General features: G+C 63.0%; 15 protein-coding genes. 7 read left to right on the top strand and 8 right to left on the bottom strand.

Going from position 1 to position 14,200, the window contains the following annotated elements:
• Positions 1-264: 264 nt before the first annotated feature.
• The gene (locus RY831_RS15770; protein ID WP_326507325.1) at positions 265-1,167 is read right to left on the bottom strand and encodes a LysR family transcriptional regulator; all 903 of its coding nucleotides are present in this window, start codon (positions 1,165-1,167) and stop codon (positions 265-267) included.
• A 131-nt stretch (positions 1,168-1,298) separates the two neighbouring features.
• Between RY831_RS15770 and RY831_RS15765 the strand changes: the two genes are divergently transcribed.
• Positions 1,299-1,931 (top strand): glutathione S-transferase family protein, encoded by a 633-nt coding sequence (locus tag RY831_RS15765; protein WP_326507324.1) that lies wholly within the window; start codon positions 1,299-1,301, stop codon positions 1,929-1,931.
• 8 nt (positions 1,932-1,939) lie between these two features.
• Complete coding sequence (locus tag RY831_RS15760; protein WP_326507323.1) at positions 1,940-2,923, top strand: pyridoxamine 5'-phosphate oxidase family protein; 984 nt, start codon at positions 1,940-1,942, stop codon at positions 2,921-2,923.
• 15 nt (positions 2,924-2,938) lie between these two features.
• Here RY831_RS15760 and RY831_RS15755 read toward each other — a convergent pair whose 3' ends face one another.
• Positions 2,939-3,604, bottom strand: a complete 666-nt coding sequence (locus tag RY831_RS15755) for a 2-hydroxychromene-2-carboxylate isomerase (RefSeq protein ID WP_326507322.1) — start codon at positions 3,602-3,604, stop codon at positions 2,939-2,941.
• 11 nt (positions 3,605-3,615) lie between these two features.
• Positions 3,616-4,455 (bottom strand): CmcJ/NvfI family oxidoreductase, encoded by an 840-nt coding sequence (locus RY831_RS15750; protein WP_326507321.1) that lies wholly within the window; start codon positions 4,453-4,455, stop codon positions 3,616-3,618.
• Between the two features lie 165 nt (positions 4,456-4,620).
• On the opposite strand from RY831_RS15750, the gene RY831_RS15745 reads away from it, so the two are divergent.
• Positions 4,621-5,526 (top strand): LysR substrate-binding domain-containing protein, encoded by a 906-nt coding sequence (locus RY831_RS15745; protein WP_326507320.1) that lies wholly within the window; start codon positions 4,621-4,623, stop codon positions 5,524-5,526.
• A gap of 58 nt (positions 5,527-5,584) precedes the next feature.
• Here the strand turns inward: RY831_RS15745 and RY831_RS15740 are convergent, their stop codons facing one another.
• The 3 genes from RY831_RS15740 to RY831_RS15730 all read right to left on the bottom strand — a co-directional run bounded on the left by RY831_RS15740 (position 5,585) and on the right by RY831_RS15730 (position 8,829).
• Positions 5,585-6,523, bottom strand: coding sequence for a DUF808 domain-containing protein (locus RY831_RS15740; RefSeq protein ID WP_326507319.1), 939 nt, complete (start codon positions 6,521-6,523; stop codon positions 5,585-5,587).
• Positions 6,524-6,641: 118 nt separating this feature from the next.
• Complete coding sequence (locus RY831_RS15735; protein WP_326507318.1) at positions 6,642-6,863, bottom strand: hypothetical protein; 222 nt, start codon at positions 6,861-6,863, stop codon at positions 6,642-6,644.
• Positions 6,864-6,972: 109 nt separating this feature from the next.
• Positions 6,973-8,829 (bottom strand): phosphoenolpyruvate carboxykinase (GTP), encoded by a 1,857-nt coding sequence (locus RY831_RS15730; protein WP_326507317.1) that lies wholly within the window; start codon positions 8,827-8,829, stop codon positions 6,973-6,975.
• Positions 8,830-9,181: 352 nt separating this feature from the next.
• Here RY831_RS15730 and RY831_RS15725 point away from each other — a divergent pair, with 352 nt between their 5' ends.
• Positions 9,182-10,180, top strand: a complete 999-nt coding sequence (locus RY831_RS15725; RefSeq protein ID WP_326507316.1) for a D-2-hydroxyacid dehydrogenase family protein — start codon at positions 9,182-9,184, stop codon at positions 10,178-10,180.
• On the opposite strand, the gene RY831_RS15720 is transcribed toward RY831_RS15725, so the two are convergent.
• A complete protein-coding gene (locus RY831_RS15720; protein WP_326507315.1) occupies positions 10,146-10,508 on the bottom strand; it encodes a DUF2917 domain-containing protein in 363 nt (120 codons plus the stop codon). The genes RY831_RS15725 and RY831_RS15720 overlap by 35 nt on opposite strands.
• Positions 10,509-11,011: 503 nt before the next feature.
• Here RY831_RS15720 and RY831_RS15715 point away from each other — a divergent pair.
• The 3 genes from RY831_RS15715 (at position 11,012) to RY831_RS15705 (ending at position 13,306) form a co-directional block, all read left to right on the top strand.
• Positions 11,012-11,449 carry a CBS domain-containing protein gene (locus tag RY831_RS15715; protein WP_326507314.1) on the top strand — a complete coding sequence of 146 codons (438 nt, stop codon included), beginning with the start codon at positions 11,012-11,014 and terminating at the stop codon, positions 11,447-11,449.
• A gap of 106 nt (positions 11,450-11,555) precedes the next feature.
• Positions 11,556-12,719 (top strand): MFS transporter, encoded by a 1,164-nt coding sequence (locus RY831_RS15710; protein ID WP_326507313.1) that lies wholly within the window; start codon positions 11,556-11,558, stop codon positions 12,717-12,719.
• A complete protein-coding gene (locus RY831_RS15705; RefSeq protein WP_326507312.1) occupies positions 12,716-13,306 on the top strand; it encodes an MOSC domain-containing protein in 591 nt (196 codons plus the stop codon). The genes RY831_RS15710 and RY831_RS15705 overlap by 4 nt, the downstream gene beginning before the upstream one ends.
• Here the strand turns inward: RY831_RS15705 and RY831_RS15700 are convergent.
• A complete protein-coding gene (locus tag RY831_RS15700; RefSeq protein WP_326507311.1) occupies positions 13,263-14,021 on the bottom strand; it encodes an L-asparaginase in 759 nt (252 codons plus the stop codon). The genes RY831_RS15705 and RY831_RS15700 overlap by 44 nt on opposite strands.
• Positions 14,022-14,200 lie beyond the last annotated feature (179 nt).

The raw sequence follows: 14,200 nt of genomic DNA, 5'->3' as shown, positions 1-14,200 counted from the left end.
GTGGGCAAGCCAATGCCCGGAATTGAGGGAATTACTCAACATACCGCTTCATTCTTGCTCAAATATTGCCGTACGGCAAGTTATCCGCAAGTTGGAAATTGTAATGATTCGTTACCCAAAGGCTACTGCAACCTCGAATTCGGCGTACTTTAGCATGCCATGCTTGGTTGTTAAGCGTCTGGCACTAAAGTAGGCACTTACAAGCAATGTCTGTAGCCCATGTTTAGAATAGCACTCCAAACTCGGCCTTGCATGCAGGAAAAATCAAAATCCGATGAAATCCTGCTGCCGCAGGCGCGGCACGGCGAAGTCGATGAAGGCGCGCACCCGCGCCGACAGCAGCTTGGAATGCGGGTAGAGAAAATGAATCGGCAGCGGCTCCGATTCGTACTTGCGCAGGATGGGCTTGAGTTCGCCTGCGCGTACCGGCGCCTGCACCATGTAGGACAGGAAGGCGCCGATGCCGAGGCCGTCGCGGCAGGCATTGATCGCCGCATCGACCGAATTGGTCATCAGGCGTGGGTTGAAGCGCACCGTCAGGTTGCGTCCATTTTCACGATACTGCCATTCCGACAGCACGCTGCGCCCGGTAAAGCGGATGCCGGCATGGCCGGACAGTTCATCCGGATGCTTCGGCACGCCATGCTGCTTCAGATAAGCGGGACTGGCGCAGAACACCCGCTGCAGTTCTCCGGCTTGAACGGCATGCAAGGTGGAGTCGGCAAGGTGTCCGATGCGCACCGCGAGATCGACGCCTTCCTCGATCAGATCGATACTGCGGTCGAGCAGCAGCATTTCCACCGACAGCGCCGGATGCATGCGCATGAACTCGGCAACCAGCGGCGCCACATGCAGCCGCCCGAACAGGACCGGTGCCGTCAGCACCAGCTTGCCGCTCGGCTTGGCTTTCGCGTCGAACAGCGCCTCCTCGGCTTCCTCCAGCTGGCCGAGCGTTGTCTTGCAGATGGCCAGGTAGCGATGGCCCTCGTCCGTCAGATGGATGCGCCGGGTGGTGCGATTGAACAGCCGAACGCCGAGGTTGGCTTCCAGTTCCGCCAGCTTGCGCACCACGGTCGGCAGCGAAGTGTCGAGCGCTTCCGCCGCGGCGGTCAGGCTGCCGCGTTCGGCGATGGCGATGAAGGTCTGGATGCTGCGGAGTTTGTCCATGCTGCCGGTCCGGAATGAAGTTGGCGTTGATGATTAATCCGGATTATGAAGCAATTTGCTTTGTTTCCTGCCATTTATTCAGTAATGTGGAGGCGGCACAATGGCCTTCCCATTTCAACAAGGAGGCTTTCATGCCCGCCACACCGATCAAGCTGTACCGCAGCATTATCTCCGGACATGCGCACCGCGCCGAACTGTTCCTGTCGCTGCTCGATCTGCAATATGAAACCATCGACATCGACCTGCGCGCCGGCCAGCAAAAGAGCGAGGAATTCCTGAAGCTCAATCCCTTCGGCCAGGTGCCGGTGATCGACGATGGCGGCACCGTCGTCAGCGATTCCAATGCCATCCTGGTCTATCTGGCGCACAAGTACGGCGGCGAACAATGGCTGCCGCGCGACCCGGTCGGCGCGTCCAATGTGCAGCGCTGGCTGTCGGTGGCTTCCGGCGAAATCGCGTTCGGCCCCGGACTGGCGCGCATCGGCAAGCAGTTCGGCCGGCCGGTCAACATGGAGGCGGCGGCGGATCTCGCCCACCGTCTGTTCAAGCTGATGGAGTCGCATCTGCAGGCACGCAATTACCTTGCGGCCGGCCATCCGACGATCGCCGACATTGCCGCCTATAGCTACATTGCCCGCGCTCCGGAAGGCGATGTCTCGCTGCAGGAGTATCCGGCGCTGCGCGCATGGCTGCGGCGCATCGAGGGCCTGCCACGCTTTTTGCCGATGATCGAACTCGTCAAGCCGGCGGCGAGCGCCGCCTAGGAGGTCCCATGGAAACCAAGCTTCCCGCCGATTCGCGCAACCCTGCGCCGTTCCATCGCGGCGAAATCGACGCGCAGGAGCGCGCCGGCGTGCGCGAACAGATGGCAAGGGTCGGCGCGGTGGTCATACGCGATTACATGCCCGAGCAGCACCGCGAGTTCTTTCCGCTGCTGCCGACGCTGCTCGCCGGCGGTATCGACCGCCACGGAGAAGTCTGGGCTTCCATCCTCTGCGGCGAGCCCGGCTTTGTCAGTTCGCCCGACAACAGGACGCTGCGCATCGCGGCGCTGCCGGCGGCGCAGGATCCGCTGGCGCCGGCTATGCAGCCGGGACAGCGCCTGGGCCTGCTCGGACTGCAGTTCGAGACGCGCCGCCGCAATCGCGCCAACGGCATCGTCAGCGAGCTCGACGAACGCGGCTTCACGCTCGCGGTGCAGCAGAGCTTCGGCAATTGCCCGAAATATATCCAGACGCGCGAGATCGCCGATGCAAGATTCGCGGCGGCTGGCGAAGAGGTGCTGGCAGGAGATGGCGCGCTGCCGCAGGAAGCGGTGGCGCTGATCCGCCGCAGCGATACCTTCTTCATTGCCACTGCCTCCAATGCGGCGTCCGGCGCTGCGGACGATTCCGCCTACGGCGCCGACGTGTCGCATCGTGGCGGCAGGCCAGGTTTCGTCGCGGTCGATGCCGACGGCTCGCTTTGCTGGCCGGATTTCATCGGCAACAATTTCTTCAACACCATCGGCAACCTGGTGGCGGATGGCCGCGCCGGGCTGCTGTTCATCGATTTCGAGCAGGGCGACATCCTGCAGATGAGCGGACGCGGAACGGTGGAATGGGCGGGCGAACGGCTGCGGCAGTTCGCCGGAGCGCAGCGCCTGCTGCGCTTTGAAGCCGGGCGCTGGCTGCTGCGAAAGGCGGCGTTCCCGCTGCGCTGGGCCTTGCAGGAGCAGTCGCCGCATCTCGAACGCACCGGCGCCTGGAATCAGTAAGCGCTCAGTGATCTATCAGCGGGCTGCAAGTGTTTTCGCGTACAGGACCGCGTCATCCAGCCGGTCGTCGCCCCAGTACATCTCGTCGCCGACGAAAAAGGTCGGCGCGCCGAAGATGCCGCGCCGCCGCGCCTCTTCCGTCTGCCGGCGCAGGGCAAGCTTGTTGTCTTCGCTCTGCGCTTGCCGGATGAGGACGTCCGCATCGCCGCCTACCGGCAGCAGCGGCAGCAGCGCCAGCCTGACGCTGTCGGCGCTGTCGATCTCGATATCGTCGACCCAGTTCTGCCGCATCACCGTCCGGCAGAAGGCCGGCAGCCAGGCTTGCCCGGCGCCGAGCAGCGCCACCCGCAGCGGCAGCACCGCCGAACGGGGAAAGCGGCTGGGCTTGTTGAACGGCAGCCCGTGTTTCGCCGCCTGCCGCGCCATGTCGCGCCAGACATAACGGCCCTTTTCCTCCTGCAGAACGAAGGGCGAGCTGCTCCAGCCGAAGTCGCGGAAGATGGGCCCGAGCAGGAACGGCTTCCATGCGATGCCGATACCGGCATCGCGCGCCAGCGCTTCGATGCGCATCACGCTCAGGTAGCTGTAGTTGCTGCCGAACTCGAACCAGAATTCGAGCGTCGGCGGCGTGTGGTGCAAGGGCTGGTGCCCTGTGAGTCCGGTCTTGAGAGTGTCATTCATGGTTTTTCCGATCAATCCAGAACCACCAGGCAGCGCGCCTCGATGCTACGCCGCGGCGGCGCATCGTCCGGCGCGGTCGGATCGTCGAACGCGCAATGCGGCGTCATGCGCACCGTGCTGTCGAGCCGGGAATCGAAGGACACGAAGACCAGCATTTCCCGCGGCGTCATCGCCGGGTAGTAGTACCAGTGATGGCCGGGCGCATGCCGGCCGAGATAGATTTCTCCCTTGCGGTCCGGGTAGATCAGGTCCGCGCAGGCCCAGTCCTGCATCGGAAAGCTGCGCGGATCGCACAGCGCCAGCGGCGTGTCGAGCGCAGCGTAGTCCACCGGCCGCCAGAAGTTGAGGATCAGGAAGGGATGGTCCTGTGCCATGTCCGGCATCAGCTGCCGCGCGCGGCGCGGACCGGACGACTCGGTATAGTCGTTGTGTACCCGGCCCAGCGCCGCCGGTGTCGTCGAGGCAGCCTCGCGGCCGAAGCCGAGCGCCGGCCGGCCCGCTTCCCGCTGCCGCAGCTGGTGATCGAACACCTGCGCGCGCAGGCCGCCGGTCAGTTCGAGCGCCAGCTGTTCCAATTCGCGGTAATAGACGCCCTGTACCTGAGCCGCGTCGTTGAAGTCGCTCACCTTGCTCGGGCGATCGAGCAGTTCGAAACCATTGTTTTCCAGCGACAGCGACGCCGCGACATGGCGGGCATTGACGATGCGGCAGGCGCGCTGCTCGTATTCGGTGTTGTGCCATGCGGCGCCCGCCGGCGGCGGCGTCATGTACTGGTAAGGCCGGTGCCCGGAAGGCGCCAGATAACCGAGTTTTCCGGTGACAAACCTGTGCTGCGGTGCTTGCATGTCCATATTGCCTCCTTGCCTCCATGCCAATTGCAGCTGCTCGCATGCATGAATTGCATGCGCTAGAATCGCTGCAGACATGCCCAGTTTATAGATGGGAATTGCGCGTTCAAGCGCTCTTTATGCATGCATCGCATGCGCTGGATGCATGCAAATCAACCAAGGTCCGCCATGAGCAAGCTGCTTGACCTGCCCCCGCTGGATGCGCTGCGCGGCTTCGTCGCCGTGGCGCGCCGCATGAGCATTACGCTCGCGGCACAGGATCTCTGCCTTACCCAGTCGGCCTTGAGCCGCCAGGTGCAGGCGCTGGAATCCCATCTCGGCGTGCCGCTCCTGGTGCGCAAGCACCGCGCCATCGCCCTGACGGAGGTCGGCGAGCAGCTGTTCGAAATGGCCTCGCCCTGGCTGGACCGCATTGGCGAGTTTTCGGAGGCGGTACGCGGCGGCGTGCGGCCGCAGCCGGTGACGATCACCGCCAGCATCGGCGTAACTTCGCTGTGGATACTTCCCTGGCTCGGCGCTTTCCAGAGCGCGCACCCGGAGATCGACGTGCGGGTGGCCGCGCACAACAGCGTGCTCGACCTGTCCGGCGAAGGCATCGACCTGGCGATCCGCTATTGCCGGCAGGCGCAGGCGCCGGCCGGTGCGGTGCGCCTGTTCCACGAGCAGGTGGTCCCGGTCGCGCATCCGGCGCTCGCCGCCAGGGCGTTCGCCAGCGACGAGGCGCTGCTGCAGCAGGTGTTGCTGGAATGGGATGAGCGCGGCCGTCCATGGCTGCGCTGGTCGGATTGGCTGGGCATTAAGGGCCTGCCCCATGCCAGGGCGCGCCGCTTCTTGCATTTCAACCAGTATGACCAGGTGATCCGGGCTGCCCTCGACGGGCACGGGGTGGCGCTGGGCCGGCTTGCGCTGGTCGGGCCTATGCTCAAGGATGGCCGGCTGGTCGCCCATCCCGGCGCCGACACCGGCGTCAGCGACTACGCGTACTGGCTGGTGCGCGCGCCCGGGGCCGGGCGCGCAGAGGTCAAAATTCTCTATGACTGGATACTGCAGCGGGTCCGGCAAGACATGGAATAAGCGGCAGATTTGCGCTCCGGGTCCTGTCTGCCGCTCGGTGCTTCGGTGCCTTGGTGGCTCAGTGCGCAACCGCACCTTTGCGAAACGCCTTCTTGTACAGGTGAACCAGGCCGAGCACGAGCGAGCCGACCACCAGGCCGACCAGCATGTTGAACAACAACGGGGTGCCGAAGGCCAGGATGCTGCCGACCGTGGGAAGTCCTTCCACCTTGTGTCCGGCGTCCTCCACGAAGTGATGCAGGAACGGGAAGCCGTGGACGACGATGCCGCCGCCGACCAGGAACATGGCGGCGGTGCCGACGAAGGACAGCGTTTTCATCAGATAGGGCGTGATCCAAAGGATGAAACGTCCCATCGCCTGTTTCGCCGAACTTGCGCCGGCGCTCAGGTAAAGACCGAGATCGTCCAGCTTGACGACGCCCGCGACCACCAGGTAGACGCCGACCGTGAAGAGGATGGAAATGGCAACGAGCACGGTCGCCTGGGTCGCAAAAGGAGCGCCTTGCATGGTTCCCAGCGAAATCGCGACGATCTCTGCGCTCAAGATGAAGTCGGTGCGCACCGCACCCTTGATTTTTTCTTTTTCCGCGGCCAGCAGCTGCTCTGGGGTCATCTGCACATTGTTCACCAGCGCGGCATGGTGTTCGGCATCTTCCTCCTTGGAATGCAACAGCTTGTGAAAGACTTTCTCGACGCCTTCAAAGCAAAGGAAAGCACCGCCTATCATCAGTAGCGGCGTCAATGACCAGGGCGCGAACGCCACCAGCAGCAGTGCGATAGGTACAAGGATTACCTTGTTCAACGCCGAGCCTTTTGCCACCGACCACACGACCGGCAGCTCCCTGCTCGGCGCAAAGCCTGTCACCTGGTTCGCATTCAATGCGATATCGTCGCCCAGGACGCCAGCGGTTTTCTTGGCAGCGACTTTCGACATGACTGCGACGTCGTCCGCCAGGAGGGCAATGTCATCAAGCAAGGTAAGCAAGCTTGTCGCCATATTGAATCCTTTTCGTTTGTGATATCGATTAAGCGCCTGGTCATGAAGCGCCCGCCGGCCAAGTTGTCCCGGCATCATGCTTCGTTTTCGAGCGTTCAAGCCTGGTTTGGCAATATTTTCAAAGTCTGCGCATGAAATAAACGGCTAACACAACAGCTTGAGAACGGCTTGAGAATATTTCCCATGCATAAAGCATTGCATTTTTAACCAGTGCGGAGCCTGCCGCAAGCTTTTTCCCGCCTTGAGCATCATTGCGGCAAACGCGTATCTGCATCGCATGAAGATCCCTGATCCGCCGCAGGCAGCCGGCTCCGGGTAGTACGACCGAAAACCAGCGCATGCAAGAATCGTGACTGCGCAGTTGCTCCGGTTGCCGTACCCGGGCCGCGCCGCAAAAAGAAAAAGGCACCTTGCGGTGCCTTTCTTGTACAGCGGAAAGCGAAGACGGTTCAGGCCGCCAGGCGCTTTTCCAACTGAGCCTTGGTCGACTGCAGCTCGCTCGGCAGGTGGTACTTCAGCTTGTCGAACAATTCCTCGTGCAGCTTGAGTTCCACTTCCCAGGCCGCCTTGTCGATCGAGGTGATGCGGTCGAACTGCTCGCGGGTGAAGTCTATGCCTTCCCACTGCAGGTCTTCGTAGCGCGGGGTCACGCCGAAGATGTTTTCGCTGCCGCCCGCATTGCCTTCGATGCGGTCCAGCATCCACTTGAGCACGCGCATGTTGTCGCCGAAGCCCGGCCAGACGAACTTGCCGTTCTCGTCGGTACGGAACCAGTTGACGCAGAAGATCTTGGGCATTTCGGCCGGCGAAGCAGCGATCTTCTTGCCGATGTTGAGCCAGTGCTGGAAATAGTCGCTCATGTTGTAGCCCATGAACGGCAGCATCGCGAACGGATCGCGGCGCACCACGCCCTGCTGGCCGGCGGCGGCGGCAGTGGTTTCCGAACCCATGGTCGCGGCCATGTACACGCCTTCCACCCAGCTGCGGGCTTCGGTCACCAGCGGCACGGTGGTCGAGCGGCGGCCGCCGAAGATGAAGGCCGAGATCGGCACGCCGGCCGGATCGTCCCAGGCCGGGTCGATGACCGGGTTCTGGGTCGCGGCCACGGTGAAGCGCGCGTTCGGATGCGCAGCCTTGCGGCCGGTTTCCTTGGCGATTTCGGGTGTCCAGTCCTTGCCCTGCCAGTCGATCAGGTGCGCCGGGGCTTCCTTGGTCATGCCTTCCCACCAGACATCGCCGTCATCGGTCAGCGCGACGTTGGTGAAGATGGTGTTGGAATTGAGCGAATCCATGCAGTTGGCGTTGGAATTGGCATTGGTGCCCGGCGCCACGCCGAAATAGCCGGCTTCCGGATTGATCGCGTACAGGCGGCCGTCGGCGCCCGGCTTGATCCAGGCGATGTCGTCGCCGATGGTGGTCACCTTCCAGCCGTTGAAGGCCTTGGGCGGGATCAGCATCGCGAAGTTGGTCTTGCCGCAGGCCGACGGGAAGGCCGCCGCCACATAGTGCTTCTTGCCTTCCGGCGATTCGACGCCGAGGATCAGCATGTGTTCTGCCAGCCAGCCCTGGTCGCGGCCCATGGTGGAAGCGATGCGCAGCGCGAAGCATTTCTTGCCCAGCAGCGCGTTGCCGCCGTAACCGGAGCCGAAGGACCAGATTTCGCGGGTTTCCGGATAGTGGACGATGTACTTGGTGTCGTTGCACGGCCACGGCACGTCCTTCTCGCCCTTGGCCAGCGGCTTGCCGACGGTGTGCACGCAGGGAACGAAGTCGCCGTCGGTGCCCAGCACGTCATACACGGCCTTGCCCATGCGGGTCATGATGCGCATGTTGACCGCCACATAGGGAGTGTCGGACAGTTCGACGCCGATGTGGGCGATCGGCGAACCGAGCGGGCCCATCGAGAACGGCACCACGTACATGGTGCGGCCGCGCATGCAGCCGTCGAACAGGCCGTTGAGGGTGACGCGCATTTCCGCGGGGGCGACCCAGTTGTTGGTCGGGCCGGCGTCTTCCTGTTTTGCGGAGCAGATGTAGGTGCGGTCTTCGACGCGCGCCACGTCCGACGGATCGGAGCAGGCGAGGTAGCTGTTCGGGCGCTTGGCTTCGTTGAGCTTCTTCATGGTGCCGGCGGCAACCATCTCTGCGCACAGGCGATCGTACTCTTCCTGCGAACCGTCGCACCAGTAGATGCGATCGGGTTTTGTAAGGGCGGCGATTTCCGTAACCCAGTTGATCAGCTTTTGCTGTTTGACATAGCTAGGCGCATTCACGGCTGCAATGCCTCCCATTACGGGTTGGTTCATAGGTACTTCCTCCAATGCCAATAAAGAATTCTGTCTTGTCCCGGCACGGCAGGATCGTCGTCAGCTTTTGGCTCGGCTGGCGAAGCTGCCAGCGGTACGGCGGTCTTGTCGGAGGCGATCATTTCATGACCGCGCAGCAGCCCGAAAAATGGAATAATCAGACGGGCCTTTGGGTTCGCAATATCGTTGATAAAGCGAAAAATAGGAGCCGATTGTACACGCCGGGATAACGGTCCTCAATGATTTACAACAAAAATGTAGGAAAAATTGTTGAGTTTTGTAGTAAGGATTTGCCGATTTTTCGCATTGACGTATTTTTATTACGAGTTTGTTAAAAAGTTGAAAGAAAAGCATGAAAATCGCCATTCTCGACGATTACCAGGACTGTGTGCGCCAACTGGACTGTTTCCGGTTGCTGGACGGCCACGACGTCAAGGTCTTCAACAATAGCGCGCGCGGCCTGGGTCAACTTGCGATACGTCTAGCCGAGGTCGAGGCGCTCGTGCTGATCCGCGAAAGAACAACGGTTACGCGCGCCCTGCTCGGCAAGCTGCCCAGGCTCAGGCTGATTTCGCAGACGGGAAAGGTGAGCGGCCATGTCGATGTCGCGGCCGCCACCGAGCGCGGCGTCGCCATCGTCGAAGGCGTCGGCGATCCGACCGCGCCGGCGGAACTGACCTGGGCGCTGATCATGGCGTCATCGCGCAAGATTCCCCAATATGCGGCCAACCTGCGCGACGGTCTGTGGCAGACCGCGTCGGTGGCGCCGGAACTCAATACGCTGGGCACCGTGCTGAAGGGCCGCACGCTGGCCATCTGGGGTTACGGTCGCATCGGCCGGATGGTGGCCGGCTACGGCAAGGCCTTCGGCATGAAGGTGCTGGTCTGGGGCCGCGACGCCAGCCGCGAGGCCGCCGAACGCGACGGCCACCAGGCGGCCGCATCGCGCGAAGCCTTCTTCGAGCAGGCCGATGTGCTGTCGCTGCACCTGCGGCTCAACGATGCGACGCGGGGCATCGTCAGCGCCGGCGACCTGATGCGGATGAAGCGTTCCGCCCTGTTCGTCAATACCAGCCGCGCCGAACTGGTGGCCGAAGGCGCGCTCGATGCTGGGCTGCGCGCCGGAACTCCGGGCTTCGCCGCGCTCGACGTCTTCGAAACCGAGCCGCTGCCATCCGATTCGCCGCTGCTGCGTTATGCGAACGTGCTCGCCACGCCGCATCTCGGCTATGTGGAAAAGGACAGCTACGAGCTTTACTTCGGCGCGGCATTTCAGAACATCGTCGACTTTGCCGCCGGCACGCCGAAGAACGTGCTCAATCCGGAAGCGCTCGCCGCAACGAGAACCTGATCGAAAGCCGGATCGCCAGCCTGGACGACAGGCCTTGCAGCCGCAGCATGAAGGCCTGCACCGCATGGCCGGCGCGGCTTGTCGCGATCCCGCGCCCGCGTTCGAGCACAATCCTCAGCCTGCCGCTGCCGACCGCCTCCATCAGCACCAGGCCATCGTTCGGCACCACGACGGCATGGCCGGCGTGCAGCATCAGGTCCTCCGCTTCGCCGTGAAAGGTGATCCATGCAATGCCTTCCATGCATTGCAGCCGCACCCCGGCGCCGTTGCACAGGCGCACCGGCCTGTTCTCCTCCAGTTCGCAGTCGACATGCGCGGATGAAAGCATGCGCTGAAGATGCGATGGATCCAGGCTCGGGCAAGGGGATGAACTGACTGTATTTGACGAAGGCGCAGACGAGCGCCGTCCTGTCCACCATGTGGGCATGATGTTCTACTCCATGAGCAATGAAAGGGAAATGAGAGCCCGCGCCAGGTCAATGGACGCGGTCGATCCGGTTCAGGGGCATCGAGCACCGGCCATGCCGCAGCTCAATGGCCCCGGGTAATTCGCTGAATGGAAATGGAATTGGAAGACAGGAGGGAAATGCGCGCGCCGCGACGAAACGCAACCGTGCCGGCAGGCGGCCGGGAAACGGAATTCATCGGAGAAAAACGGAAGGCGGGCATGGACTCGATCATGCCAAGCCATCAATGCCAGCGCAAGACATTTCTTTTCGTGAACTGCAAGGCGCCGGCTTGGATCGCAAGCTCGCATTGTCTATTCCATGTCAACAAACCGGCGCGCGGCATTGCCTAGAATGGGTTGACCGACACGTTCAGGAGACGGCCATGCATAGCGTTGCCCAGATTCTCAAGACCAAGCAGGACAACCGGGTGTACACGATCGCGCCGGACGCCAAGGTGATCGATGGGATCAAGCTGATGGCGGAACGCGGCATCGGCGCGCTGCTCGTCATGGAGCAGGACAACATTGTCGGCATCGTCACCGAGCGCGACTATGCGCGCAAGGTTGTGCTCAAGGGAAGGACCTCCACCGAAACGCCGGTGCGCGACATCATGACCACCTCGGTGATGTATGTGCGTCCGGAGACCACCAACGAGCAATGCATGGCACTGATGACGGAAAACCGCCTGCGCCATCTGCCGGTAATCGATGGCGGCAAGCTGGCCGGGCTGATTTCCATCGGCGACCTGGTGAAGGACATCATTTCGGAACAGCAATTCATCATCGAGCAGCTCGAACATTACATCCGCGGCGAGCGCTGACTCCGGCAGGCGCGCCGATTTGCCGATGCCGTGCCTGACGGCGCGGCCAGCTTCGGCACGACCGTTCGCCTTTCGCTACACTGGAGCCTCACCTCGCGGAGCCTCCATGCAATCCAGACTGTGGTCTCTTACCCTCGGCAACTTTGCCATCGGCACCGGCGTCATGGTGGTGCCGGGCATGCTCAACGACCTGAGCGCGGACCTCGCCGTATCGCCGGCGCGCATCGGCTGGCTGATTTCCGCATTCGCGATGACCATCTGCATCAGCGGTCCCTTCCTCGCCAGCTGGACCAGTGCCATCGACCGCCGCAAGCTGCTGACGGCTTCCCTGCTGCTGTATGCCGCCATGCATTTCGCCGCCGCACTTTCCCCCGGCTATGACGCCCTGCTCGCCGCGCGCATCATCACCGCGGTCGGGGGCGCGATCTTTACCGCGCAGGCGGCCGCCACCGCCGGCCTCATGGTTCCGGCCGACATGCGCGGCAAGGCCATCGGCCTGGTGTTTCTCGGCTGGTCGATCGCCGCCGTGATCGGTACGCCTATCGGTTCCTACCTCGGTGCCCACATCGGCTGGCGCCCGACGCTCGCCTTGGTGGGCTTGCTGTCGTTGCTCTTCGCCGGCGCGGTATGGAGGCAGATCCCCGCCCGGCTATTCGTTGCGCCGATGGACAGTGCCGCATGGAAGGCGCTGTTTGCCGACACCCCGCTGCTGCTGGCGATTTCGGTCACCGCCATTCAGGCGCTCGGCTTGTTCAGCATGTTTTCCTACATGGCGCTGGTGCTCAAGGATGGCATCGATGCCACGCCCGCAGTCATCAGCCTGCTCTTCCTCTGCTTCGGCATCACCGGCGTGATCGGCAACATCATCGGCGCGCGCGTGATGGACCGCGTCGGCCCGGCGCGGGTCGGCATCGCGGCCATGGCCTGCATGCTGGCGGCGCTGCTGCTGTGGCCGCTGACGCGCGGTTCGCTTTCCATGGCCACTGCGCTGATGCTGCTGTGGGGTGTGGGCTGCTTCGCCATCAACGGTTCGCAGCAGGCGCGCCTGGTCGCCATGGCGCCGAAGCTGGCGTCCGCCTCGGTGTCGCTGAATTCGTCGGCCATTTATCTCGGACAGGCGGTCGGGGCTTTCCTCGGCGGCCTGATCGTGTCGATCCAGGGTACCGCCGCCTTGTCGTACTACGCGGCGGTCCCGATGGCGGCGGCGATCGGCATCTCCTATCTGGCGGGCAATCTGGCGCTGCGGCGCACCGCGATGGAGGCGGCATGAAAGTCATAAGCGTCAATGTCGGCACCGTGAGCGATCTGTTCGTCCCGCAATCCGATGCGATGCGGCGCATCGCCACCGGCATTCACAAGCATGCGCTGGACGGACCGGTGGCGGTCGGCAAGCTCGGCCTGGCAGGCGACGAGCAGGCCGATCTCACGGTGCACGGCGGATTGAACAAGGCGGTGTATGCCTATCCGACCGAACACTACGCATTCTGGGAGGCGCAGCGACGCGCCGCGCTCAAGCGCGATGAACCGCTTGCGCCGGGCGCGATGGGGGAAAACCTGAGCTTGCGGGGGCTGCTGGAAAGCGATGTATGGGTCGGCGACAGGCTACGGATCGGCAGCACGCTGCTGCAGGTGACCGAGCCGCGCCATCCCTGCTACAAGTTCAATGCGAAGATGGGGTTTGGCCACGCCGCGAAAATGATGCTGCAGTCGGGCTTCAGCGGCTTTTACCTGCGCGTGGTGGAAACGGGGGAGATCGCTGCCGGCGACGCGGTCGTGCTCATCGCCGGCCCGCGCGAAACAGCGATCATGCAGATCAACGAACGACGCCGGAAGGGGCGGCAGCAGGATTTGTTCTGAACGATGATGTGACCAGCGCGCGTCCGCCGGTCCACAGCCTGGTCCAGCCCGGCGGCCAGGGCAGCGGCGGTCCGGAATAGGCAGGCACGCCGCGCCGCACCGGAATCACCGGAAGATGATCGGGCACCGGCCCGTCGCGGTAATCCCAGCCCAGCGTATAGGCATAGTTCGGCAGCAGCGCCTCGCATACGGAATCGAACCAGGCGGTGTGATCCTCATCGCGCTTGAGCGCCTGCGCCAGTCCCTGCGGATCGAAGTTGCCAAACGCCGAGACCAGCTCCGAGGCGGTGGCGCCGGGCTGGTCGCCCCATCCCAGCACCGGATTGAAGTTGTAATCGGCGCCGGAGCCGTACCAGCCTTCGCGCCAGGCGCGGTCGATCCAGTTGCGCTGGCCGGTAAACAGGTGCCAGCGCCAGTGCAGCCCCGAGGGCTTGGGCCAGCTGTACAGGTAGAGCCGCTGATAGCCGGCGCGATGCAGTTCGCGCACCATCGCCATGAGCCGCGCATGCGGCATGCGGTCGGGCGCATCGCGCCGGAAGCGGATCGGTTCGCCATCCGCATGCTGCAGATCGTCATGCGACAGGTTCAGATCGAGCGTGCGCACTTCATCGCCGAAGCGGGCAGATACCCAGCCGGTCAGCAGATTGACCGAGGTAATGACGCCGTAGCCGCGGTGGCGGTGGAAGATGACGGTACCGGGTGCAACAGGTTTCATATCAGGTTCGCTTGCATTGACAGAGTGAAGCAGGTTGAGGATCAGTGTAACGGGATTCGCGGAACGGGCACAAAAACAGACCGGTTGGTCGCTCTTTATCAAGCACCAATCTGGAGCGGAACTTTTGCGGGAACTTTTGCGGAAGCACCATTTCAGGGCCGCATGCCGGCTTGCCTCGC

The organism is Noviherbaspirillum album (assembly GCF_035916955.1).
Classification (GTDB): domain Bacteria; phylum Pseudomonadota; class Gammaproteobacteria; order Burkholderiales; family Burkholderiaceae_D; genus Noviherbaspirillum; species Noviherbaspirillum album.
Note: the sequence above shows the minus strand (reverse complement) of the source record. Positions and strands in the feature narration are given on the sequence as shown.